Source organism: Phycisphaerae bacterium (assembly GCA_012729815.1).
Classification (GTDB): domain Bacteria; phylum Planctomycetota; class Phycisphaerae; order JAAYCJ01; family JAAYCJ01; genus JAAYCJ01.
The window spans coordinates 1-24,665 of sequence record JAAYCJ010000300.1 but is presented as its reverse complement, the minus strand read 5'-3'; the positions used below and the strand labels follow the sequence as shown (position 1 = coordinate 24,665).

At 63.9% G+C, this 24,665-nt stretch carries 22 protein-coding genes; 12 read left to right on the top strand and 10 right to left on the bottom strand.

What is annotated here, in order from left to right:
* Positions 1-306 precede the first annotated feature (306 nt).
* The gene (locus tag GXY33_19480) at positions 307-597 is read right to left on the bottom strand and encodes an ATP-dependent Clp protease adaptor ClpS (GenBank protein ID NLX07327.1); all 291 of its coding nucleotides are present in this window, start codon (positions 595-597) and stop codon (positions 307-309) included.
* A gap of 105 nt (positions 598-702) precedes the next feature.
* Between GXY33_19480 and rnpA the strand changes: the two genes are divergently transcribed.
* Genes rnpA through GXY33_19465 form a run of 3 tightly spaced genes read left to right on the top strand, consistent with a single transcriptional unit; the run spans position 703 to position 3,289 of the window.
* Positions 703-1,011 carry a ribonuclease P protein component gene (rnpA, locus tag GXY33_19475; GenBank protein ID NLX07326.1) on the top strand — a complete coding sequence of 103 codons (309 nt, stop codon included), beginning with the start codon at positions 703-705 and terminating at the stop codon, positions 1,009-1,011.
* Positions 1,012-1,045: 34 nt separating this feature from the next.
* A complete protein-coding gene (gene yidD, locus GXY33_19470) occupies positions 1,046-1,264 on the top strand; it encodes a membrane protein insertion efficiency factor YidD (protein NLX07325.1) in 219 nt (72 codons plus the stop codon).
* A gap of 24 nt (positions 1,265-1,288) precedes the next feature.
* Positions 1,289-3,289, top strand: a complete 2,001-nt coding sequence (locus GXY33_19465) for an FAD-binding protein (protein ID NLX07324.1) — start codon at positions 1,289-1,291, stop codon at positions 3,287-3,289.
* Here the strand turns inward: GXY33_19465 and GXY33_19460 are convergent.
* Both GXY33_19460 and GXY33_19455 read right to left on the bottom strand, forming a co-directional pair.
* Complete coding sequence (locus tag GXY33_19460; GenBank protein NLX07323.1) at positions 3,236-4,012, bottom strand: 3-ketoacyl-ACP reductase; 777 nt, start codon at positions 4,010-4,012, stop codon at positions 3,236-3,238. The two genes, GXY33_19465 and GXY33_19460, sit on opposite strands and share 54 nt — an antisense overlap.
* 77 nt (positions 4,013-4,089) lie before the next feature.
* Positions 4,090-4,419: a methionine--tRNA ligase gene (locus tag GXY33_19455; protein ID NLX07322.1), complete on the bottom strand. Its 330-nt coding sequence runs from the start codon at positions 4,417-4,419 to the stop codon at positions 4,090-4,092.
* Between the two features lie 198 nt (positions 4,420-4,617).
* On the opposite strand from GXY33_19455, the gene GXY33_19450 reads away from it, so the two are divergent.
* The gene (locus GXY33_19450) at positions 4,618-5,274 is read left to right on the top strand and encodes a MarC family protein (GenBank protein ID NLX07321.1); all 657 of its coding nucleotides are present in this window, start codon (positions 4,618-4,620) and stop codon (positions 5,272-5,274) included.
* A gap of 41 nt (positions 5,275-5,315) precedes the next feature.
* On the opposite strand, the gene GXY33_19445 is transcribed toward GXY33_19450, so the two are convergent.
* From GXY33_19445 to GXY33_19435, 3 genes are read right to left on the bottom strand one after another with little or no spacing between them, the layout of a single operon-like run.
* Positions 5,316-7,469 (bottom strand): hypothetical protein, encoded by a 2,154-nt coding sequence (locus tag GXY33_19445; GenBank protein ID NLX07320.1) that lies wholly within the window; start codon positions 7,467-7,469, stop codon positions 5,316-5,318.
* A 23-nt stretch (positions 7,470-7,492) separates the two neighbouring features.
* Positions 7,493-8,197 (bottom strand): DUF1559 domain-containing protein, encoded by a 705-nt coding sequence (locus tag GXY33_19440; protein ID NLX07319.1) that lies wholly within the window; start codon positions 8,195-8,197, stop codon positions 7,493-7,495.
* Positions 8,198-8,219: 22 nt separating this feature from the next.
* Positions 8,220-9,311, bottom strand: coding sequence for a substrate-binding domain-containing protein (locus GXY33_19435; GenBank protein ID NLX07318.1), 1,092 nt, complete (start codon positions 9,309-9,311; stop codon positions 8,220-8,222).
* A gap of 214 nt (positions 9,312-9,525) precedes the next feature.
* On the opposite strand from GXY33_19435, the gene GXY33_19430 reads away from it, so the two are divergent.
* Positions 9,526-11,214 carry a hypothetical protein gene (locus GXY33_19430; GenBank protein NLX07317.1) on the top strand — a complete coding sequence of 563 codons (1,689 nt, stop codon included), beginning with the start codon at positions 9,526-9,528 and terminating at the stop codon, positions 11,212-11,214.
* 12 nt (positions 11,215-11,226) lie between these two features.
* Here the strand turns inward: GXY33_19430 and GXY33_19425 are convergent, their stop codons facing one another.
* Positions 11,227-12,114: a helix-turn-helix transcriptional regulator gene (locus GXY33_19425; protein ID NLX07316.1), complete on the bottom strand. Its 888-nt coding sequence runs from the start codon at positions 12,112-12,114 to the stop codon at positions 11,227-11,229.
* Between the two features lie 256 nt (positions 12,115-12,370).
* On the opposite strand from GXY33_19425, the gene GXY33_19420 reads away from it, so the two are divergent.
* The 6 genes from GXY33_19420 to GXY33_19395 all read left to right on the top strand — a co-directional run bounded on the left by GXY33_19420 (position 12,371) and on the right by GXY33_19395 (position 19,782).
* Positions 12,371-13,819 carry a radical SAM protein gene (locus GXY33_19420; protein NLX07315.1) on the top strand — a complete coding sequence of 483 codons (1,449 nt, stop codon included), beginning with the start codon at positions 12,371-12,373 and terminating at the stop codon, positions 13,817-13,819.
* Positions 13,820-13,831: 12 nt separating this feature from the next.
* Entirely contained in the window at positions 13,832-14,959 is a 1,128-nt protein-coding gene (locus tag GXY33_19415) for a glycosyltransferase (protein ID NLX07314.1), read from the top strand.
* Between the two features lie 16 nt (positions 14,960-14,975).
* Positions 14,976-16,541 carry a hypothetical protein gene (locus GXY33_19410; protein ID NLX07313.1) on the top strand — a complete coding sequence of 522 codons (1,566 nt, stop codon included), beginning with the start codon at positions 14,976-14,978 and terminating at the stop codon, positions 16,539-16,541.
* Between the two features lie 155 nt (positions 16,542-16,696).
* A complete protein-coding gene (locus GXY33_19405; protein ID NLX07312.1) occupies positions 16,697-17,740 on the top strand; it encodes a Gfo/Idh/MocA family oxidoreductase in 1,044 nt (347 codons plus the stop codon).
* A gap of 99 nt (positions 17,741-17,839) precedes the next feature.
* On the top strand, positions 17,840-18,397 hold the full coding sequence (locus GXY33_19400; GenBank protein ID NLX07311.1) for a lipocalin family protein: 558 nt from the start codon (positions 17,840-17,842) through the stop codon (positions 18,395-18,397).
* Positions 18,398-18,477: 80 nt separating this feature from the next.
* Entirely contained in the window at positions 18,478-19,782 is a 1,305-nt protein-coding gene (locus GXY33_19395) for a hypothetical protein (protein ID NLX07310.1), read from the top strand.
* 31 nt (positions 19,783-19,813) lie between these two features.
* Here the strand turns inward: GXY33_19395 and GXY33_19390 are convergent, their stop codons facing one another.
* The 3 genes from GXY33_19390 to GXY33_19380 are packed head-to-tail and all read right to left on the bottom strand — an operon-like array spanning position 19,814 to position 23,378.
* Positions 19,814-21,484: a glycoside hydrolase family 5 protein gene (locus GXY33_19390; GenBank protein ID NLX07309.1), complete on the bottom strand. Its 1,671-nt coding sequence runs from the start codon at positions 21,482-21,484 to the stop codon at positions 19,814-19,816.
* Positions 21,485-21,522: 38 nt separating this feature from the next.
* Positions 21,523-22,233, bottom strand: a complete 711-nt coding sequence (locus tag GXY33_19385; protein NLX07308.1) for a prepilin-type N-terminal cleavage/methylation domain-containing protein — start codon at positions 22,231-22,233, stop codon at positions 21,523-21,525.
* 53 nt (positions 22,234-22,286) lie between these two features.
* Complete coding sequence (locus tag GXY33_19380; protein ID NLX07307.1) at positions 22,287-23,378, bottom strand: GntR family transcriptional regulator; 1,092 nt, start codon at positions 23,376-23,378, stop codon at positions 22,287-22,289.
* 134 nt (positions 23,379-23,512) lie between these two features.
* Between GXY33_19380 and GXY33_19375 the strand changes: the two genes are divergently transcribed.
* Positions 23,513-24,547: a LacI family transcriptional regulator gene (locus GXY33_19375; GenBank protein ID NLX07306.1), complete on the top strand. Its 1,035-nt coding sequence runs from the start codon at positions 23,513-23,515 to the stop codon at positions 24,545-24,547.
* The last annotated feature ends 118 nt before the right edge of the window (positions 24,548-24,665 follow it).

Genomic DNA, 24,665 nt, shown 5'->3' with positions numbered 1-24,665 from the left:
CGTTTGCGAAGAAAAAACCGGCCCCGGACCCACGTTCGGGGCCGGTTTTTTTGCGCAAGTGTTTAATCGAACGTGCGTTAAAGTGGAGTTCGAACTCGTTGGGCCGCGGCGATTTTCCCCCTTGACAGGGCCTGCCTTTTCCTGTAACATAGGTCTTCAGTCTGGGAGAGAGAGTAGTTCGAGAGCACTTGGGAGAGAGAGTAAAAGTCTTTCCCAAGTGTTTTTTTGCCCGCCGATTACGAAGCCGTTCGTACTCAGATTCACTTCCCTGGAGTCAAAGAATGCGGTGGAAGGTACTGTTGCGGATCAGTCGGGTTCGATCGTCACGGTCAGGCTGGCCGACTGGAACTGCTCCTGGTACAGTTCCGCCCGCTCCTTGTGACAGACCAGCAGCACGGCCAAGCCGGCGTTGTGGGCTTCGAGCGCCTTGATGACCGCCTCTTCGGTTGAAAGCGGCGTGAGTTTGGCGATCGTCTCGACCACATACTCCATGTAGTTGACGTCGTCGTTGTGGAGAATCACCTTGTAGGGAGGGGGCGTGTGGGTCTGTGGACGCGCTTCGTCCACCGCGGTCGGTTTTTCCTGCTCCTGTGTCATGGTTTCACAAGCCAAAGACTAATCCAATGTTATATAATACGCACGGAGATTATAGGCTGCAAGTCGATGACGGAAACCGGACGGCGATACAGGTTTGGACCTCGGATGCGCATCCGGGCCGAACGGGAGTTCGCCGAGGTCTACCGGACCGGACGGCGGGTCAAGCTCGGGCCGATGGTGGTGATCCTGCAGCCCAACCGTCTGGGTCATCCGCGTCTGGGGATCTCAGCCCCCAAGCGGCTGGGCGGGGCGGTCGTCCGCAATCGGGTCAAGCGGATGATCCGCGAGGCGTTCCGGCTCAGCCAGCACGAGCTGGGCGCGATGGACATCGTCTGTGTGCCGCGGAGCGTGCCGGAGTCCGTGGATCAGGTGGCCCGGATTTTAAAAGACGCCGCCGCACGAGTTGAAAAGTAGTTGAGCGTTGCTTGAAGGCACGGCGATGAATTGGATGGACCGGGCCGTTTCACGGCTGCTGATCGGACTGGTGCGGGTCTACAAGGCCACCCTGAGCCCGCTTCTGGGCGGCCAGTGCCGGTTCGTGCCCACCTGCAGCGACTATTTCGTGACGGCCGTGCGCAAGTACGGTCCGTGGCGAGGGGCACTCAAGGGGCTTTACCGGATTCTTCGGTGCAACCCGTTCTGCAAGGGCGGCTACGACGAGCCTTAAAGAGGCATTCAGGAGCAGAGGCTGGTGAACTTGAAGGTGGATCTGGCGGGTTCGGCGTCGGTGCTGGTGATCGGGGCCGGCGCGGCTGGCGGGAATGCGGTGGTGCGTCTGGCCGAGCGGCTGCGGCAGGATGGCGAAGAGGATCTTGCCAAGCGGGTGTTGTGGGTCAGCAACAGTTTTGCCTGGGGCACGTCGCGTTGCAGCGGGTCGGACAAGCAGACGTACTACAAGCTGGGCACCTCGCCGACGGCAGCCGTTGCGGCGGTCGAGTGGGCGGCGACGTTGACGCGAGGCGGGTGCTGCCATCACGATACGGCTTTGGTCGAAGCCGTCGGTTCGCTGCGGGAGTTCTATCACCTGGTCGATCTTGGCGTGCCATTTCCGCACGATGCGTTCGGGGCGTTCGCTGGGTACCAGACCGACAACGACCCCTATCAGAGCGCGACGTCGGCCGGTCCGCTGACCAGCCGGTACATGAGCGAAGCGCTGGAGGCCAAGGCCGAGCGGCTCGGTGTGCCTCGGCGCGATGGCCTTGAACTGGTGGACCTGGAGCGCCGTGGCGATCGGTGGGTTGGCGTCTTTTTCGACCTGAACGCCGCCCGCAGCGGCGAGACGAGGCTGGTTGCCATCGACTCGCGGTTCGTCGTCGTGGCCACCGGCGGACCGGGTATGCTGTTTGCCACGCGCGTCTATCCGCCCGGCATCTTCAGCGTTCACGGGCTGCTGCTGGCCCGTGGCGCGGCGGGCGTGAATCTTTCGGAGTGGCAGTTTGGATTGGCGTCGGTCAGGCCGCGATGGAACGTTTCGGGCAGTTACCTCCAGGCGATCCCGCGACTCTTCAGCGTGGACGAGCATGGTGCCGAACGCGATTTCCTCAACGACTGCCTGCCGCGGATCGAGCGCCAGGCGTCGCTGATTTTCCTGAAGGGCTACCAGTGGCCGTTCGACGTGGACCACCTGCCGGACGCCTCGTCGCTGGTGGACCTGGCTGTCTATCGCGAGCAGCTTGCCGGCCGGCGGGTCTTCCTCGATTTCCGAGCCAATCCGCGCAGCGACGCCGGACGCTTCGCCATCGAAGCGCTCCAGCCTGAGGCCCGCGACTATCTCCAGTCGCGAAGCGCGACACACGAGACGCCGTACGAACGGCTGGCGGCGATCAATCCGCCCGCGGTGGAGTTCTACCGCGAGCATGGCGTCGATCTGCGAGTCGAGCCGCTGGAGATCGCCGCCTGCGCCCAGCACAACAACGGCGGCATTCAGGTCGATCTCGACTGGCAAAGCGACCTGCCGGACCTGTACGTGGTGGGCGAGTTGGCGGGCACGCACGGCGTCCGCCGGCCCGGCGGATCGGCCCTCAACGCCGGCCAGGTCGGCGCGCACCGCGCGGCGCGGGCGATCTTCGATAGGCTGCGGCAGATGAAGGACGGCGGATCGGCGGCAATCGATTCGCAGGAGTTGAGTGGCCGCTATAGCCGGAAACTCGACGGCAAGCTTTCGGGCCGGGAAGTGATCGGGCGGGTGCAACTGGCGATGGACCGCGCCGCCCGCGTGATGCGCGAACGGGGGCAGGTCGAGCGGACGCTGGACGAGTTGAGCGGGCTCTACCGCCAGGCCCGGACCGACGGCTGGCGAGGCGACAGCGCCGAAGCGGCCCGCGACGCGTTCCGGGCGGAGAACCTGCTGCTGACCGCCATCGCGTACCTTCAGAACATCCTGGCCTACCTGCAGGCCGGCGGCGGCAGTCGCGGCTCGGCGCTGGTCCGATCCGACCAAGGCAAACCGATCCACGAAAAGCTCACCGATCCCGATGGTCGGCCGTGGCGCTATGTCCCGGAGAACCAGGACCTGCGCGGCTGTATCTTCGCCACCCGCTTCGATCCAAACCACTCTCATTTCTTCCGAACCGAACGGATTTCCGTCCGCCGGTGCGACTACCAGCCTGAGCCATTTGAGAAAGTGTACATGAAGTGCCTACAGTCGCGGCAGGGTCAGGCCGCCGTCGACGTTGATCACGGCGCCGGTTGAGAATGGCAGGAGGTCCTGAGCGATCGCGCGGATCGCTTGGGCGATGTCCCGCGGCGTGCCCCATCGCTGTTGAGGGACCAAGCCGTCGGCGATCAGGGCGTTGTATTTGTCCTTCACGCCGGCTGTCATGTCCGTTTCGATGATACCTGGTCGGATCTCAAAGACGCCGATGTCTTCGGCGGCCAGGCGGACCGCGAACAGCCGGGCCGCCATCGAAAGGCCCGCTTTGCTGATGCAGTAGTCGCCGCGGTTGATCGAAGCCGCCTCGGCTGAGATGCTCGTGACGAAGACGATCTTCGGCCGGTAGCTGCCGATGCGGCCCTTCAGCTCCAGCATCCAGTTCGCCACCGCCTGGGTCAGGAAGTAGGGGCCCTTGAGGTTCGTCTCGATCAGCCGGTCGAAGCTCTCCTGCGATGCTTCGAGGATGTCAGCCCGCACCGATGGGGCCTGGCCGGCGTTGTTGACCAGCAGGTCGATCCGCCCGAACCGCGAACGGAGCTCCTCGACCAGCCGTTGCCGGTCCGCGTCCAGACCGATGTCGGCTTGGAACGCAGCCGCCTCGCCGCCGGCGGCGACGATCCGATCGACCAGTTGCCTCGCCTCGTCGGCTGAGCGACGGTAATTGACGGCGACGCGGTAACCGATCGAACCGAGCATCTCGGCGATGCCGCAGCCGATGCCGCGAGACCCGCCGGTCACCAAGGCCACGGGTTTGTCAGTCACTGCAATCCTCCTGAACAAGCCGCTGCGGAAGCGTACTTCGCGAGGATACCAGATCGTGCCGGCCGTTGGAAGGACGCTCAGCGGACGATGCTGCCGGGGGGCACGTCGGATTCCGGATGCAGCAGGATCGGGCAGCCGGCCACGTCGGCGGCCAGGATCATGCCCTCCGAGGCCAGGCCGCGAAACGTTCTGGGGGCCAGGTTCACCAGCACCGGCACGAGCTTGCCCTCCAGGTGCGAGGGCGAAAAGAACTCGGCCATCCCGGCCACGATCTGCCGCGTGTGATCTCCCAGATCGACCCGCAGCCGGATGAGCTTGTCGGCGCCCTCGACCTTCTCAGCCGAGACGATCCGGCCGATCCGGATGTCCAGCCTGACGAAATCATCGAACGAAACGGCGTCTTTCACCTGATGTCTCCTGCACGAGTCTTGTCTGGAAAAGGCTCTCTACCACATATCCCGCGCCACCGCGGTACGAAGCATGCTATTGTGGCCGATTGACTTCCGTCGGCAAGCCTTGAAATCCCGCAGGTCGGGTCCGAGAATAACAAACAAGCGTCGATGCGGCGCTTGAAGGAATCGGGTAAGTTAGCCGGAGACAGTCACATGCATTGGACCTTTGCCATCAACTTCTTTGTCGCGCTGCTGGCGATCGTCAATCCGCTCAGCAAGATCCCGGTCTGGTTCCAAGCCGCCGACTTTGAGCAGCGCAAGGTCCGCTGGACGCTTGCCCTGCTGATCATCGCGACCGGAACCGCCATTCTGCTGATCTTTCTTCTGGGCGGTCAGCCGATGTTGGACGCGTTCGGCATCGACCTGCCCAGTTTTCGCATCGGCGGCGGCATCGTCATCCTGATCGTCGGGATCAATATGCTCTACGGCCGGCTCATCTTCATCGATCCCGAGACGCAGGACAAGGAGGGCTCCGCCTACCAGCAGGCCAAGGTCCGTTTCCGCGAGGTGGTGGTTCCGCTGTCGATTCCCATGATCGCCGGGCCCGGTTCGATTTCCACCGTCATCATCTACGGTTCCAACGCCCAGACGTGGCTCGACCAGGCGATGCTCGTCGTCGGTCTCGGCGTCGTCATGTTCATAACGCTCCTGACCCTGCTGTTCGCCCATCCGATCTATCAGATGCTCGGCGAGACGATTCCACGGGTGCTCACCCGGGTCTACGGCCTGATCCTGGCCGCGGTCGCCGCCCAGTTGATTACCGAGGGGCTCTCCGAGGTCTTCCCCGCCTGGACCCACGTCGCCGGATGAGGTGTGAGACGCACCGGGCCGCCGCGGCGTTTGCCTCTTCGCTACTTGTTTCCCGCAGCCGCCTTCGTCGCGGCCAAACGCTGGGCGGTCGCCGTCAGGTTCGCCTCGCGGACGCGCCGGACGTAGTCCCATTTGGGCGTGTCGGTCACGTCGACCAGACCCCACGCGTAGGCTTCGCCGTACTGCAGGGCGAGCTCCTTTCCGTGTGAGCGGCCGAGGCATGACTGGTCGTGATGACAGAACAGAAATGCGCCGACGCAGTGCGGGTTTTCAGCCGCCAGCGCCATCCACCGCTGATACTCGCGGCCCGCCTGTTCGTCGGTCCGGACCTCGCCCCAGTTCGTCCGCACGGCGAAACCGCGGCGGGCGTCGTAGGATGGCGCGTAGCCGAATTCGCCGCACAGCACAGGCTTGTCCGTCTCGGCCATCATCTTCACCAGCGTCTCGTGGGCGAAGTCGTGGGCGTAGTGGTCGTAGCCGATCAAGTCGCAATGCCGCGAGATGATCTTCCAGTCGGCTGAGTATCCCCAGATCGCCCGCCATCCGGGAATCCAGAATCCGCAGTACAGGTGGTTCGGATCGTGCTTCTTGATCGTCTGGTAGACGAACGCGTAGTAGCGGTCGGCGTAGAACTGGCGCAAGGTTTCGGCGTCGCCGGGCGAGACCGACGGTTCAGCGGCGTAGAGCGTCTCGATGCTCGCAGCGTTTTGAACCTTCCACGCCTCAGCCAGCTTGCTCATGTCGCTTCCGTACAACGTTGTCAGGGCGTGGTCCACCAAGGCGCGCTTGGCCGGCACATCCGCCGCCATGGCCAGGATCTTCTCGACGTCGCCCTTATGGATCAGTTCCTCATCCTCGTTGCCCAGCGACAGGCCGATGATCCACGGATTCTCGCGATACTGCTCGCACTGCTGGGCCAAATGCTTTTCGAAGACCTCGCACACATTCGGATCGAAGACGTCCGGGTGGCGCACCAGCACCGGAATGCCTGCCCGGTTCAGCACCACCATCCACGAGAACGCGATCGGGTCCGGGTTCTGCCGCGCCCATTTGCCGCCGCCGCTGAAACCCCACGCCTTCATCCGACGGAACGTAATCTCGTTTTTCCTCGTCCGCCACGGCTCACCGTACTTGCGGATCAGATTGGCGGTAATCGGCAGGAAGAAATCCACCCCTTCGTGTCCCCAGGCGTTCGGCATCCACGCTTCGGCGAACGGCCCCTCCCGCGGCGGCAGCCATTCGAAGAACGATTCCCGTCCGGTCACCGACGTCGGCGGCCAGCGTGTGTCCGCATCCAAGCCCACGCCGCAGAGACCGACGTAAAAGCACGGATGGCCCTCCGGCGAGATCAGCCAATAGAACCCGTCTCGCCGAACGACACGGAAGAAGCCCGTAGCCTCCTGCTTCCATCCGGCCTCGACGCAGCCGCCGTATTTGTCGTAGCCGCTCGGCGCGGGCCAGTCGGCCAGAACCTTCTCCTCCTCAGCGATCCGGTTTCGCAGGTCCTCGTCCGATCGGACCTTGCCCGGCCAGTCATCGTGCCGCCACTGGCCGTAGGCGTCGACGTAAGGGGCATGGTCGGCGAGCGACGGGCGGCGGATGATCTTGATGCGAGACTCGATCACCAGCGTGTCGTCCGCCGCGAGTTCCAGCGGAAGGCTCAGGCTCTCCGAGGGCAGGTAGTCGGCCACCAGAAACTCCGGAACCGTGCGCTCGGCTGAAGGGAACTCTATATCTCTGAAGACCGTTTCGTTGTGCGTGACCGTCATCGCGATCGGCACGAAAATGTAGTCGGCCTCGTCCGTGTAGCCCTGCGGGCGGTGGTTGATCAGCAATGAGTCGTTCGTCGGAGCGAACCCCGCCTCGATCTCCTTGGCGCACTGGCTGTCGATCCAGAATCCGAAGCTCTTCGGCCCGATCGTCGCTTTCACCTGGTAGGTGTGATCGGCTTCGAGCCGGCCGTCGTAAAACGCGTAGTTCCACCGCCCGCCGTCCGCGACCGCCAGCACGAACCGCATGCCGTCGTCAAGCCGGCAGGGCCCTTCCGCGGAGGCGTCCTCGAAGGCCAGGCAGAATCCCGTATTCTTCGCCCAATCCCGCTGGGCTGCGATCCAGAATCGGAATTGCCCCGCCGTCGCGCGGCCGCACAGAACCAACAGGGCGCCAATCGCCGCAATCACTATTCTCCGCCGCATCGAATACGACTCCGATTCCGTATCTACCAGATGAAGAAATCTCGCGGCGTCGGATACACCGGCGCCACGTGCCAATCGACCCACAGTATGTTCGTTTCGCCGCGATGCCGCGTCGAAATGTGCCGGTAGAACACCGGGTACTCCGGCAGCCACTGGATGTAAATAAACGAGTCCGATGAGGTCGGTTCGCCGTCGGCCACCCACGCCACCAGACCCAGCGGACGCTGGATCGACGCCAGCCGTTCGGACACCGGCATCGCGCCCGAATAGCCCGCGATGCCGTAGTTCGAACCTTGACTGCCGTGATAGGCGATCTTGTAGTCGTTCTGATGATACCCATAGCTCCCAGTCGGACCCGGCACCGACGGGCACGCGTACACCGGCGTCCAGTTATCGCCCATCCACGGGCTGTTGAGCTTCTTGGCCGTCGCCGCCAGGTACTTCGAGAGCAGCACCTTCCAGAGATTGGCGTTTCCCGTCATTCCGCCCGCTGGGAACCAGTCGGAATTCTCGTACAGATAGCTCTGCGTGGCCACGCCCACCTGCCGCAGATTGCTCATGCACGCCACCGCCCGCGACTGCTCCCGCGCCGCCGCGAGGGCCGGCAGCAGGATCGAGACCAGCACGGCGATGATCGCCACCACCACCAACAGCTCGATCAACGTAAACGATTTCGGATTTCGGATTTCGAATTTCGGATTTGCGGAAGAGGCAGTTCGGCGGCTCATGTCCGTTTTCCCAAATCAGCAATCAGCAATCGGCAATCAACAACTCCCCCGTCGATCCTCTGATCACCAGTTCCACCGGCAGGTAGCGCGGCTCATCGATCGCCGTTCCGGCGGCCACCTCGTCGAGCATTTCCATCGCCATCTCGACGGCTTTGGTGCGGCAGACCCGCACGGTGGTCGCGGGCGGATCGATATGGCCGGCCAACGCCAGATCGTCGGTGCCCACCAGTGAGAAATCCCGACCGGCCGCCAGGCCACGCTCGCGGAGCACCGCGTAGGCCCACGGCAGATGCGGGTCGGAAACGATTGCCGCGGTCGGCTGGTCCTCGCCGTCCAGCACCGCCGCGAAAGCCCGCTTGAACGGCGTCTCGAAGTAGTCGCCGTAGGCCACCCAGCCGTCGCGCACCGTCAGTCCCCGCTCGGCCATCAACTTGTAGAACGCCTCACGCCGCAGCACGTGGTCCCGGTGCATCACCCGCTCGTCCACCACGTGCAAATACGCGATCCGCTCGTGGCCCAACGACCAGAGGTGCTCCAACTGCAGCCGCACCACGGCTTCGGCGTCGATCAGGATCGTCTGGCGGCCGGTCAGGCTCCGCTCGGGAAACAGGCTCACCCACGCCACGTGGTGCGTCTCAGCCGCCCGGACGATCTCCGGATGATTTTCGCCCACGATGATGCAGCACATCATCTCCGGCCGGCCAGACAACTCGCCGAGACCCTCGTAGGAACTGCCGATGTGAAATTCATGCACGCGGATGGCCTGGCCCCGCTGGGTCGCCCGACGGGCCAGCCGGTCCACGAGTTCCGAATGGAAGCTGACCTCGCGCAGCGCCCGGCCCTCCGGCACACCGCAGTAGATCAGGTCGATCACCGGCGAGGGCAACGTCGTCCCGGCCTTGCCGCTCTTGAAGAGCCCGCGCCGCGGCACCCGCTCGATCAAGCCGGCGGCGCTGAATTCCCCGAGTATCTGGTCCACCTTGGCCTGGCTGGCCCCGCACACTCGCATGATCGACCGCACCGAGGGCAGCGCCTCACCCTCCCGCAGCCCCACCAGACGCCGCTGGACATACCGCCGCAGCGCCGCCGTTCGATCTCCGGATGTCGTCAGCATCCCGCATCGCTCCTGTATCAGAATTGTATTTATTGTGACAGTCAGCCCCCAAAAATGCAAGTCCCAGCCGGTAATTGCCTTAATGCGTTAGTAAACAAAGACTTAGAAAGAGTGAATTCCGCGGGAAAGACGGTTGCCAACGGCAGATTGCTCAATCATAATCATTCCGCGCCGGCTGCGGCGATGATGCCCGCCGAATGAAAGGACCGCGATCATGTCCCGCGATTTTCGACTGGAAGCGTTGGTGGATTTCCTGGACGACGCGATCGTCACACCGTTTCCCCTCACCGCCGCTCATCTCGACTCGATGATGGCTTTGCTCAAGGCGCGTGGCATCCGGCGGGTCAGTTGGGGCTACTATGCCGACGCACGCGGGGGCTATCGCGGACCCGGCAAGACGGGGGGACCCTTTGCGGACTGGCACAACATCACTCGGACCTATCAGGGATTGGGCAATCCGCTGAAGGTCGCCGCCGAAGCCGCCCATCGCCACGGCTTGGAGATCTACGCCTACTACAAGCCCTACGAGACCGGCCCAGCCGCAGCCCTGCCCGAAGGTTCGCCCGAGGCGGCGGAATTCGGCCTGGTCGACCAGATCGGCGGCCGACTCTGCTGGTTCGATCCCTTCGTCGTGCAGAATCCCCACCTGCGGATCAAACGCCGCACCGACGATCTGCCCGCCAACGTGGCGACCCGACCGGTCTGCGCCATCCGACTGATCAAGAAGGACGACACTCCAACCCGCATCACCGCTGAGCATCTGCAGATCTGGACCAGCCCGGACAACTACCGGTACAAGCCGCTCCGCGTCAAATTCGACCTCCAGGAGAGCGTCGAACCGTCGTCGCACGAGGTGGTGGACATCCAGAATAATGTCCTCACGCGGAAGGGCGATCCGGTCCGCGTGCTGACGCTTTCGGGTTTCTCGCTGACCGACAAGTACATCCTGGTCACCACGGACTTCGAGGACGAGACGGGCGATTTCACCAACAGCGGCGACGACATCCTCCGGCCGCTGGACGCCGACGGCGGCGAGATCCCCTGCGTCTTCGCCCCCGGCCACGCCATCTACTTCTCGGAGGAATCCGATTTCCGCAACTGGGGTTTGGGATTCGACCATGGCTACGGCCGGAGAACCATCACCCTCGATGTCTCGAACGCCTCGGGCAAGACGGGCCTGATCGCCTTCGCCCGCGGGCGCAACGACTACCTGCCCGGCGCCCTGTGCGAGACCGAGCCCGCCGTTCAGGAGTTCTGGCTCCGATGCCTCGACGAGATCATCGCCGCCGGGGTTGACGGCGTCGATTTTCGGGATGAGAACCACAGCACCCACACCGACTTCCCGCACGACTACGGCTACAATGACGTGGTTCTGGCCGAATGCCGGCGTCGCGGCGGGATCTCACCGGCCGCCGTCGCGGCCGTCCGCGGCGATGCGTGGACCGAATTCTACCGAAAGGCCAAGGCCAAACTCGCCGCTGCGGGCAAGCGGATGCGGATCAACTTCCAGGTCGATTTTCTCCGGCCGAACCCGCCCGCCGGACGATGGCTGGCCTACCCGTTCAACCTTGACTTCCAGTGGCGGCGATGGATCGACGAAGGCCTGCTGGATGAGGCCATTCCACGCTTCTTCTCCTGCCCCTTCGAGTGCCTCTACAACGATGACGTCACCAGAGAAATCATCGACCGCTGCCGCAGCCGCAATATTCCGCTGACGGTCAACCGCTACGTCCACTGGAACGATCTGGCCGGCGAGCTTCGCCGCGTCCGCGACGACGAACGGTTCTGCGCGTTCGTGTTCTATGAGACCTGTACGTACCTGCGCTATCAGCCGGACGGCACGTGCCGCTTGGAGATGGAGCCGGTCGAGAAGGCCCTGCGCGAATTCGCCGAATCGCGGTAGCCGATCCGCCGACTATTCGCGGCCGCTCTCGCGCCGGCGGTACTCGCGCGGGCAAATTCCCCGTTCGGCCCGAAAGACCCGCGAGAAATGATACGGGTCCTCGAAGCCAACCTCCCGCGCGATCGCCTCGATCCGCGTTGTGGTCTGCCGCAGCAGGAAGCAGCTCCGGTCTATCCGCACCTGCCGCAGATAGCGCACGGGCGACCGGCCCGTCGCTTTCCGGTAGAGCCGTCCAAGATGGTCCGGGCTCAGATGCACCGCCCGGGCGATCCGGGCCAGGTCCACGTCCGGCCTGCGATAGTTGAGCTCGACGAACCGCATCGCCTCGCGCACCGCCTCCGGCAACGGGGCGTGCGACGAAGGTCCGCCGGCCTCCTCGAGCACGCACGCGGTTAGGTGCAGGAACGCTGCCTTCATAAACACTTCCGCCGGCCGGTCCGCGTTCCGACCTCGCCCGCCGGCGAACTCCGCCCGCGGCGGATAGCCCGGCGAGACCCGCCCGCTGCGCCCGCACTCCGTCGCCAGGTGCTCGAACGCCGCCACCATCCGCTGCGGATGCTCGACCGGCCAGGTGCCAAATAGCGGCGTCTCCCGGCAGCCCGCGAACTCCGGCGATTCCGCGACGTCCAGAAACACGCACCATCCGCGAAACCGCTGCGGGCCGACCGCGTAGTTGCCGTGATGCACGCTCAGCAGCCCCACATGCCCATTCGGAAACGCGAAGACTTCCGGCCCCATCCGCAGCGCCGAACACTCGCCCTCGAACATGTAGACGAGTTCCAGGTACGGCGCCGGGGCGGTCGCCCAGCCGCTGCCGGTTCCCACATACACCAGCGGCAGCGCCGCGGACCGTTCCGCCAGGGCAATGACGTTTTCCACAGCAGCGCAGTCTTTATCCATCTCCATCTGACTCCACGCATGCAATCCACAACATCTGTATGCTACCGTATACGCTGGATTGTCACAATCGGATGTTTCCGGCCATAGACCGGTTTCGTCCAGTATTCGCCCGAACCTCCACGACGGCGGCGGACTTCGAACCTCCAGCCGACCGGAGGGAGGGCAGCAAAGTCTCAAGCGTGCCTCCCGAGTCTGACGATAATGGGAATGTTCACATGACTATTACGTCCGATAACTACAGAATGCGGAGGCGTCAATGGCTAACGTACTGCTGATGGTCCCGCCACTGACGCCGAAAGAACTATTCGTCCGCGGATCGGGCAGTTCCGCCAGCCTGATTCCCCCCCTCGGGCTGGCCTACATCGCCGCCCATCTGCGACGGGCCGGCCACCGGTGCCGGATCATCGACGGGATTGCCGACCCTCAGCCCGTCGAGACGCTGTGCGAGGAGGCCAAACGCTTCGACGTGATCGGCATGTCCGTGGTCAGCGCCTACGCCATCCGCGCCATCGAGCTGATCGGGGCGATCAAAGCGAGCGGGTGCTCCGCCCCGATCGTGGTCGGCGGCCCTCACGTGACGGCTTTGCCGGACTCGCTGCTGGCCTGCGGGGCCGACGTCGCCGTGGTGGGCGAGGGTGAACTGACGATGTGCCAGCTCGTCGAGGAGCTGGCGACCGGCCGGCCGAACCTGCCCGGAGTCAAGGGCATCGCGTATCGGTCGGGCGACCGGACGGTCGCCACCGGCCGCCGTGAGCTTATCCACCCGCTGGACCAACTCGATTTGCCGGCCCGAGACCTGCTGCCCATGGACCGGTATCACACCAGCATCGCGCGCTCGAGCCATCAGCCGTCGCACTCCATGCTCGCCAGCCGCGGTTGCCCGGGCCTGTGCACCTTCTGCTCGCGCGTGACCTTCGGCACCCGCGTCCGCTACTTTGGGCCCGGGCGGATCGTCGATGAATTCTTCGAACTCCGCGACCGCTACGGGGCGCGTGACGTAGCCGTCTGGGATGACAACTTCCCAGCCGATCCGGAGGTGGCCATCGAGACGTGCGACCGTCTTCGATCCCGAGGGTTCGATCACTCCTGGTCGGTCGAAGCCCGCGTCGACTGCATCACGCGCGAGGTCCTGCAGGCGCTGCGCGACGCCGGCTGCACGTACATCGCGTACGGCTTCGAGAGCGGCTCACAGGAGATCCTCGACCGGGTTCGCAAGCATACCACGATCGAACAGATGGTCGACGTGGTGCGCATGACCAAAGAGGCGGGCATCCGAATCCGCGGGTACTTCATGCTGGGCCTGCCGGGCGAAACCGCCGACCACGTCCGCAGGACGATCGCCTTCGCCAAGAAGCTCGACGTCGAACTGGCGTCGTTCACGCTGTTCGTCCCCCTGCCGGGTTCGCTCGACTACCGCCGCGCCCAACAGAGCGGGCAATTCGATCCCGACTACTGGAAGCGCCAGGTCCTTCCGGAATTCAACTTCCTGGATCGTCCGATCTACGTGCCGGACGGTATGACCGAGAGCGAGCTTCTGGCCCTCCACCGCAGCGCCTATCAGCAATACTACTTCCGGCCGAAAACGCTGCTTCGACGGATCATGTCGGTCCGCGGCCTGGAAGATCTGATGACCATGGCCAGCGGAGCGAAGACGCTGATCGCCAACACGCTGCATCGCCCGGATGCGGCGGTCAAAGCCGGATAGAGGAATCACGCCATGATTTCCAAAGCCCTGGAACACGCGGATTGGGATGTTCCCACCGACAGCCGGCTGGTGATCCTCATGCCGGTGTTCAACGACTGGCAGGCGGCAGGCCGCCTTATCGTCCAGTTGGACGAGGCGCTGGCCGAACCCGGCATCGAAGCGGACGTGCTGGTCGTGGATGACGCGTCGTGCCAACCGGCGCCGCTCGGTTTTCCTCCGATCCAACTCAAGGCGCTGCGGCGGATCATGATCCTGCCGCTGCGGCGCAACCTCGGCCACCAGCGGGCCATCGCGATTGGATTGGCCTACGTCCAGAAGAACTTCCCGAACCGCGACGTGCTGGTCATGGACGCCGACGGCGAAGACCAGCCGACCGACGTGCCGCGACTGATCGAGGCGCTTCATCGCCGCAACCGACGCCAGATCGTCTTCGCCCAGCGCGTGCGGCGATCCGAGGGTCCGTTCTTTCGCTTCTGCTACTGGTGCTACAAGTGGAGCCATCGCCTGCTGACCGGCTGCTGGCAGGACTTCGGCAACTTCAGCGTCATTCCCTCGCCGCTGCTGGACCGGGTGGTCGTCGTCTCCGAGATATGGAACCACTTCGCCGCCGGCGTGGTGATGGCGAGACTCCCCTATGACACCATTCCCACCCGCCGCGGCAACCGGCTCTCGGGGCGGTCGAAGATGAACTTCGTCTCGCTGCTGATCCACGGGATGAGCGCGATGTCGGTCTACGCGCCCATCGTGGGTGTTCGCCTGCTCGTCGCCTGCGGAGCGGCAGCGGCGTTGATGGTCGTCGCGGCGTGCGCGGTCGTCGGCATTCGCCTCTTTACCGACCTGGCCATCGCCGGTTGGGCAACCGCCGCGTTCGGGCTGACCGCGGTGCTGCTGTTCCAGACGCTGGGCATGGCCGGAGCGGCGGTATTTCTGATGCTGCACAATCAGAACCGTATGGGCTTTCTGCCCGCGCGGGATTTCCACCTGTTCACCCAACCGCTGCGGGTCTTCGCCATGGAGGGCTTGGAGAGCCGGTGGAAAACTGGAGCCGATGGTCCTGGTATGGGAAAGGATTATGCGGTTGAACCGGGATCACTCTGCACGGTCCACGCCGCAGCCGCAGCCGAAGCAGCAACCGGATGAGCCAGGGGTGTGACCGTTGCGGACGTTTGCCGATCAATGTTCCAGCCTCCCGCTGTCCCTCCAGTGGCCGAAGTCCATACCGACCCTCGGACTCGCCGCGGCGCTGACCGCCGCGGCGGCCGTTCTGGCCATCGGAGTCTATCTGGCCTTTAGCGGTCTGATTTACATCCAGGGCGTCGAACACAACGTGATCCACACCGTCCAGACGCTGTCGATGGGCCAGCCGATCTACACGCCACCGGACGCGCCGCCCTTCGACATGACGCAATACTCACCGCTCTATTACGTCCTGACCGCCGGAGTCCTGCGGATACTGGACGTCTCGCCACTGGATGGTTCGACGGTCGCCGCGGTTGCACGATGCGTGTCCCTGATCTGTGGCTTGGCCCTTGTCGCCCTTCTGTGGACGATGATGCGGCTGCGCATGCCTGCAGGGCCCGCCCTGGCTGTCTGCGCGTTCGCCGTGGTCGTCTCCGCCCCGTGGTACTTCCTGGCCCGGCCCGACGCCTTGACCGATCTGCTCATCCTCGCGTCCATCGGGGCGACACTCGCTATGGCCACCGCTGGCGACCGGACCGCCCACGCATGGGCGGTGGCGGCGGCGGTGGCAGCCGTCTTGGCCCTCGCCGCCAAGCAGAACGGGGTGCAGGCCACGATGATCCTCTTCGCGTCCATCCTCTGGCTTCGGCGGTGGCGGTTGCTTGCCACCGCGGTCATAACCACGCTCATCATCGCCGGCATCGCGTGGCACCTGACCACAACATTCCTCGGTGGCGAGGTGAAAGCCAACGCGATCGACGGTCTGGACAACGGTGTCGACCTCGCCAAGGCGATCAAGCACTGCTACGGGCCGGTGCTTTCTGCCCACGCGTTCCCCATCGCCCTGATCCTCTGGTCGGCCCTGGTGTGGCTCAAACCGAGACGCCGTCGAGACGACGCCGTGCTGGCCGTCAGCCTGGTCGTACTGCTGGCGTTTGCGTCCCTTACCGCGCTAAAGCTCGGTTCGGCGGAAAACTACTACAACCTGTTTCTGATCGTCGGGGCTTTCGTCGTCGGCCTCTGGTGGAACGCCGCGAGACGAGCCGGCCGACGCAACCGCGCCTGGTTGATGGCGACCAACATCGTGCCGTTGTACCTGCTCCTGTCATTGCCGGCCTCGGCCATGCTGCTGGGCGGCCGACGGGTCATCGCCGTCACGGCGCCCGGTTCCCTGACCGTCGCCGCGCCGTTGCGCTACGAAGCGCGACTTCCAGCCGTCGAGTGGATCCGTCAACGCCTGGCCGGCCATCCGGAGTGGCGGGTGCTCTGTTTGGACGTCGGCGGCTTGGTGCTGCTCCCGGACGTCTGCGTCGCGCCGCAGCTCGACCTGTGCACGATCGTCTACGAACGAGGGGTGGTGGACTATGCGCAATTCCGCGAGATGGTCGCCGACGGCGCCGTTCGCTATGTCCTGGCGGGAGACAGTTCGCTGCCGCCGACGTTTCTGGGCGCCAGTATGGAGGCCTACCGCCCGGTCCGGCGGTGGGGAACGATCACGCTGTTCGAATACCTCGGCAATGACGTCCGAGCGGCAACCCGCTGAGGTCCCGTCGCGAACAGGCGCAGCCTTTATCCATCTTTTTGCCTTTTGCGTCCATTGGCGTTTTCGCCCCTTGTTCGTACCATTTCGGGTAGAATGACACAATTGAACACGGCGGATGACGCCTGTTTTGTCCATTATTCACGAAAGGACGGACCATGGGCAGGATTCGGATGGGATGGATCGGCTGCGGCGGGATCGCCAAGGTCCACGCCGAGAACATTCTCGACCTGGCCGACCGGATGGAGGTGACCTGCGTGGTCGATATCCTCCCCGATCGTGCCGAAGCCGTCGCGGCCATGGTGCCGGGCGCTTGCGTCGAGACCGACTACCGCCGCGTCGACGACCAGGTCGACGCCGTGCTGATCTCGCTGCCTCACGACCTGCACGCCGAGGCCACGCTGCACTTCCTGAGCGCGGGCAAGCACGTGCTGGTCGAAAAACCGATGGCCAACTCCGAGGACGAGTGCCGGCAGATGATCGACGCCGCCGCGGCTGCCGACCGAAAGCTCATGGTGGCCTATTGCATGCGCTACCATCCGCTCGTCCGCCGGATGAAGGAGGCCATCGACAACCGCGAATACGGCGAGGTCTTCCAGGTCTCGATCTGGACCGAACAGCACACCGAATCCAAAGCGCCCCACTGGGCGCTCGAAGCCAAACGTCTCGGCGGCGGCCAGTTCTTCAGCCACGGCTGCCACTACATCGACATCCTCCTGTGGTATCTCGGCCGGCCGGTCCGCGGCGTCCATCTCGGCACCAACCGCGGCACCCCTTGGATGGAAAAGGAAGGCACCAGCAACGCCGTGATCGAATTCGAAAACGGGATCATGGGCTACCACTTCGGCACGTGGGGCGCACGCGGCAGCCGCCTCGTCTATTCCTTCCATGCCCACTGCACCGAGGGCATGCTCGAAGCCGACATCATCACCGGCAAGCTCATCGCCCACGTCCGCGGCGAGCAGACCGTCCTGTTCGAAACTCCGCCCGGCAAACCCATGTCGCGACAGATGAACCACTTCCTCGACTGCATCGAGAACGACACTCAGCCGTTCACCGACCCGATCAGCAGCATCGAGGGCCTGCGCGTGATCTGGAAACTCTACGAGGCCGAACCCACAGCCGCCATGGCCGACCTCCGCGGCGAGGGCCTGGGCACCTGGACGCCCGAGTGCCCGCCGATGCCGCCGATGAACTGGTAAACTCGCAACCCGCTGGACGAGGTAGTGCCCTGATGCTAATATGATGTCAGCCGTTACGGATCACCGACGGCCGAAGGTCATTGTGTAGGGGGATGCGTCATGTCGCTTTGTCGGCCCAAGCTTTCGCGGTCTCTGGTCGTGGTTTCGCTGGTCTTCGTGATCGGCCTTTCGGGCTGCGTCACACCGCCCGAGACGGTCGATTTCGTCGATCTGGAGCGCTACGAAGGGCTCTGGTACGAGATCGCCAGCTACCCGACCTTCTTCAATCAGGACCTGGTGGCCACCACCGCCCAGTACACGCTGCGCGAGGACGGCCGGGTGGACCTGATCAACCGGGCCCGCGTCGGCGACTTCGACGGGCCTGAAACCACCATCGCCGGCGTCGCCCGAACCACCGACCCCAATTCCAACTCCCGACTCGCCGTCCGGTTCAACCAGTTCCCGGTCTGCCTCTTCGAGGCCCACTACTGGATTATCGAACTCGATCAGGAGAACTATCAGTACGCGGTCGTCTCCGATCCACGACGCTCGACCCTCTTTATCCTCTCCCGCACGCCCACGGTCGATGACCAGTTCCTCCAAGCCCTCATCGACGACCTGGCGGCCCGAGGCTTCGACCCCAACGAAATCCAACTCACACCCCAGCCGCCTCAGTAGCGGCCGTCGTCTCTGTCACCTTGACTCCGCCGCCGCCTGCCGATAGGCTCGTCTGTAAGCCCAAATACAGGACCATTCCCATGTATGACATCGCTCCTCCAGCCGTCTATGCCCACGAATCCGTCATGTCGACTCCGACTTACCGCGCCCGCGTCGAACGCGTCGTTGCCGCCCTCCGCGAACCGCAGCCGATCGTCACCTACACCGACCGCGACCTGCCCGATATGGTCCGGAATCGGAACCTCTTCGCCGGCCGAAGACCGATGGGTACTCTCCAGGACGTCCGCGACCCCATCCTGCTCTTCAACACCTTTCGATTCGACAGCCGCGAAAGCGTCGATGCGCGCCGCAAGCAGCTCATCAAGGCCGGCTGGGATAAACCCACCGACGCCTTGCTCGGCGACGCCGCGTTCGTCTGGTTCGACGCCAACCTGGCGACCGACGCCCACCGCCACGACAAGGTCTGCCGCCCCTGCTGGCGCATTCACCTGCAGGAAGGCTGCCTTCACAAGTGCCAATACTGCGGCCTCGGCGGCCTGCTCGTGGCCATGGTCAACGTCGAGGACTACTGCCGCCACCTGGCCGAACTGATCCGCCGCCACCCGTGGCAGACCACCTACCTGCTCGACGACGACGCCGACCCGCCCGGCCTGGAGCCCGAACTCGGCGTCCTCGGCGAACTGATCGAATTCTTCGGCACCCTCGAAGACCGCTACCTCATCATCCACACCAAAACCTGGAACACCCGCTGGATGCGCAGCCTCAAGCATAACGGCAAGACCATCATCGTCTGGAGCATCTCCGGCCCCACCCAAAGCCGCCTGATCGAACCGGACACCGGCACCACCGAACAGCGCATCGAAGCCGCCCGCATCGCCCAGGAAGCCGGATACCCGGTCCGCTACAAGTTCAAGCCGATCATCCCCTTCCGCGGCTGGCGCGACGATGCCGCCTATACCGCCGAACTGATCTTCAAACACACCCGCCCGGATGTGATCAGCCTATGCGTGTTCATGTGGCACACCTACGACGCGATGGTCCGCAGCGTACCCGCCGACCTGATCGATCCCGAATTCCTCGACGCCGCCCGCGCCGGCCAGTCGGAAACCGAAGACACCATGACCAAGCCGTTCCCGCAACAGGCCCGCCAGCGGATCTACGAGCATCACCTGGCCGAAATCCGCAAGCACGACCGCGACGTGCCCGTCTCACTCTCGACCGAGAACTTCAAGATGTGGTCAGCCATGAAGGATCAACTCGGCTGCACCGCCACCAACTACGTCTGCGGCTGCGGCCCGCAGTCCGATCCCGGTCTCAGGAAGCTCACCTGCCACCCCTTCCAGATCGCCGTCCGCAACGACCACGGCATTCCCGGCGTCGTGTGAGGTCCGTTGCCTCTATTCTGGCTTCTCGCTATCATTCATCCGCGCCATTCTTTCCGAACCACTCCCGCAGCAGTTTCTGCCGCTCGGTCAACGCCTTCGCCGGATTGTCCTTGTCCTCGTTGAGTTCCGGATCCCAGTATTGCGCCTCGCGGAACGCGTGGTACGTCCAGTCCCAGCCGTTCTCCTCACACACGTCGATCACGTCCCGGATATACTCAAAGGCGCCCGGCGCCCAGCGGACGGCGCTGAACTCGCCCACGTAGATTCGCGCGCCCCATTTCCGCTGGAAATCGATCACGTGCCCAAGCTCGGCCCGGATGCGCTTCCGGTCCCAGATCAGGCCGCCCCACTCGAATCCGGGATAACCAAGCGTATCGGCAAAGAACGGGAAAATGTGCTGATGGGTGTATTGGTACGGCATGTACATGTGCGGGCTGTACACGACGTTCGGAACGTTCAGGGGAATGTACCGATGGAACCCGTAAGGCGTGCACGGCGACGGTTCGATCAAAATCAATCGCTCCGAGTCGATCCCCCGGATGGCTCGCGCGATCCGATCCGCCAGTTCCCACCAGTTGTACACGTCCGCTGGAACCGTGTCGTATCCGACGTTGTCGATCCCCAGAATGTCGCACGGCTCGTTGACCGGGTCGTATCCATAGATGCCCTCGACCCCCTTGTAGTGCTTCGCGAGCTTCCGCCACACCTCGATGAGCTTCTGCTGGCACGCGGGATTGGTGTAAAGCGGACTGCCCGACCAGCCCGCGCCGTTGCCGGGCGCGCCGAACATGGCGATCGCCGCATGGATCCCGTACTTCCGCAGAACCGGCAGCATGCCGTCCAACCGCGCGATCTCGCCGTCGAGCCACTGGTCGTAGGCCGCGTCATCCGCCGACGAGGCATAGCCGGGCCCGCCGTGGAAACACCACCGCACCAGGTTCGCTTTCCACTCCCCGCCCAGCACCTTGTAGTCCTCTTCACTCAATCCTCGCGGATCGATCATCGTGCCGCGCAGCTGCGGGAACTTCCACGGTCCCATCGCCACTTTTCCCTTCGGGAACGCATCGACCTGCCGAACGCGGATCTCCACGTCGTCGAACCACACCTTCCCACTCACGCCGGCCTCAAGCCCCAGCGCGATCGTCATCCGCTCGGCATCCCACGGAACAAACGCGCGAACGGCGGCCGGCTTCCAGTCGAATGCTCCGCCCGTCTTGCCCGCTTGGTCGTCCTGGTAGCCCTGGTCGTCTCGGGGCGAGTCCACGCCCACGGCCACCGCGGCTTGGTAAGTCTCGCCGCCCACCGTCACCATGAACTTGACCGCGTGATAACTCGTTTTGATCGTTTCGCTCGTCAGCTTGTTCTTGACCGTCGGTACCCCGACCGTCACATTCTCGCCCTTGACCATCGCGGTCATCATCAGCAGGCATCCGCGGTACTTCTCGCAGGGAATCGACAGTTGCGAAACCACCGCATCCGCAGCCGGACCCGCGGGTCGGCTGATGCTCAGGGCAGGACCTCTCTCCTGCGTCTCCTCCAGCGTGCCCGGCCCTTCCCATCCGGCCGCAACCTTCTCACCGTCAAAGGCAGCCTGATAGACCACGTCGCCGGGACGAACTCCGACGTCGGCCAGGCCAAACACCGGAGCCTGGCTTCCGACAAGAAAACACAACGTCAGGACAAAGAGCATCCGCTGAATCACGACAACACTCCCTTCAGGAAAACACTCGTTCGCGCCGGCTATTCGGCAAAGGGGTCCCAGTAGATGTTGTAGGCGCCGTTATGAAGACGCCCCGCCCGATAGCGGTCCAGCCATCCGACGTGCCCGTCGAAGAAGCAGACATTGAAGTTGCCGCTGTGTCGATAGGCCGGGGAAGGCCCCACCGGCAGTTCCTCATCCGACCACCAGGAATGCAGGACCCAATCGTTCGCATCGCCGAAGAATATCTTCATATCCGGCCTGACAACCTGGGAACGTTGATGCGCGAGCGTGTAATAGGCCGAAGCATTCCAGAACGTGTCCCAGTCCGGGCAGCCCGAGATGTTGGCTCCCCAACAGGTATTGTACTCGTTTGGACCGACGGGATTCTTCAAAGTCTCTGTAGCCATCGGGCAGATCAGCCCGCCCGGAAAGTTGTACGTGCCCGGAGCCATACCCAGGAGACGCCGGAACAGCGTGTTCTTGTGCCACGTCGCCCATATCTCTCCCGTCTCGCGGTTCGCGTACTTGGCCGGCACCAACCAATCGCTGCATTCATCGGCGTACATCTCGTTGGCCACGCCGAAGTTCTTGAGGATCCCCTGACACGTCAGCGTCTGGGCCGCCTCCCTCGCCGAGTTCAGCGCCGGCAGCAACATCGACACCAGCACCGCGATGATCGCCACGACCACCAGCAGCTCGATCAGCGTAAACGATGTCGAATTGTCGAAGACTCGAACCCGATGATTCATATCTGTGCTCTTTCCCAAATCAACAATCAGCAATCGGCAATCAACAGTTCCCCCTATTCTCTCCGTTTCATCCCAATTCTCACCACGCCCCGCTCGCATGAGCGCTTCAGCACCCACTCCTGAAGCAGGTCGGCGGCGGTCGAGATCATCCCCGGAAAATCCATCACCCACCGCACCACGTTCGATTCGTTGTAGCGACGCGTCCGCGTGTTGACGATCGGGTCGGTCATCGACGCCAGTTGCAGGTCGGCGAACTCATCGTACAGGCCCGTCTCGACCACCACGTAATCGAGAAACTCCTCATGCATGCAGAACAGCGCGTCGTACCCTTCGCCGATCAGATGCTCGCGCACCACCTGCCGGCGGCCGTCGACCTGGGAAAAGTCCGCTGCGTTCAGCCGGCGGATCAGCTCAATGATCGGCCAGTTCCGCACGGTCAGGTCGCCCGTCCGGCCCAATTCCCGCGCCTCCTCCGCGAATCCCCACGCCAGATCTCGGTTCGGGCTGATCTTCTGCGTGTCCATCGCCACCAGCACCTTGCGACGGCCCAACACCTCGAACAGGTGCCGGCAGATCGACCGGCCCGCCTCGTAGAAATCCAGCACCACCGCCGGCAGTTGCGCCCCATCCAGCAGCCGGTCCACCTGCACCACCGGAACACGCCGCGAAAGCTCCTGAAAAAAACCGCCGTTGGGATTGTCAGCCACCGGCCACAGCAAGATCCCCTGCACGCCGTTATTGGCCAGGTGCTCAGCGATCCGACGCTCCTGCACCGGGTCGCCCTGCGACGAGCGGATAATCATCAGGTTGTCGCGATTGGTGAACGCCTCCTCCGCGTACAGGAACACCTGCTGTTCGAAGGCCTCACGGGACGAAAACGGCTGAATGAACCCGAACGTGATCGCCGTCCGCCGGCACCGCTCCGGATCGGCCACCGCCAACCCCCTGCCCTGGTGCGGAACCAGCACCCCCTTCTCCGACAACTGATAGACCGCCCGCTGGACCACGTTCAGGCTGACCCCAAACTCCCCCGCCAGCGTCCGAAGCGACGGCAGCAACCCGCCGCCCGGATAGACCCCACAGCGAATCCGCTGCTCAAGCCTCGACGCCACCTGGCGGTGCAGCGGAACTCTTTTGCCCGGCATCACTCCTGTCATAGTGTATGATATTACAGTATTACATTCCAAATCGCAAGACATTTTTCGCATCGCCCTTTACAGCCCAAGGCGACCATGCTAAACTTCAGCTAATCTTCAGGCTTGCACTGTCCGGGTGAAATGTGGTAAAGGTAACGCAGAAACAAATTGCGGAGGCGGCGGGAGTTTCGCCAGCGGCGGTGTCGGCGGCGCTGTCGGGACAGGCGGAGGCGCGGGGGATTTCGCCGGACACCGCGGAGCGGATTCTGGAGGTCGGCCGGTCGCTTGGGTATGTGCCGGCCCAGCGGCGGGAACGAGCGCTCGCCCGGACCATCGGGTTGGTGCTTCGCCAGCGGGTGCGGTTTTTTCTGAATAACCCCTTCTACGCCAGCATTTATAGTGGGATTGTCGAGGAGTTGGCCCGCCACGATTTCCATGTGCTGTTTTCCCTGCCGCAGGAGGAGTTGGTGGATCGGCTTAGCCTGCCGCGGGTGGTTTCGCAGCGGAAGGTGGATGGGTTAATCCTGCTGGGCGAGTTGCCGTTCGATTACGTCGGTCGGCTGGTCGACTTCGGGGTGCGGCTTGTGTGCGTGAACTTTGAGCATTCGCCCGAAGTCACCAGCGTGCTGATCGACGGCCGGGCGGAGGCCACCGCGGCGATGGCGTATCTGCATCAGCTCGGCCATTGCCGGATCGCCTATCTTTGCGATCAGAACGGTTCGCAGCACAGCCTGGGCCGGCTGGAAGGCTATCGGGCCAACCTACCGGCTGACGTTGCCGCGTGCGTCATCGAGGCCGACGGCGGCGATATCGAAAACGGCGAACGGGCGATCCGTGAGTATCTGGGCCGGCACGACCGGCGTGCATTGCCGTTTTCGTGTCTGCTGGCGGAGAACGATTTCCTGGCGATGGGCGCTATCCGGGCGTTTCGCGAGGCCGGGTTGAGCGTGCCGGACGACGTGGGCGTGATGGGCGGCCAGGACTTCGATCCGCAAGGGCGGTTCGATTGCGCGTTGACCACCACCGGTGTGAGCAAGACGGCGATGGGCCACCTGGCCGCACGGGCGCTGGTCGAGGCGATCATCGAGGATCGCGACCAAGCGGTCAAGATGGTCGTGCCCACGACGATCGTCGAGCGCGGATCGGTGCGGCCGGTCAGCCCGGAAGGCGAGTCATGATGGACTTTACCCGGATCGCACTGTCGGAGACGGAGTTTGAGGAGGATCGTCTTGAGGTCCTGCTGGAATGGGCCAAGCGGTTCGGCATCGGCTGGGTGGAGTTGTGGCTGCCTCAGTG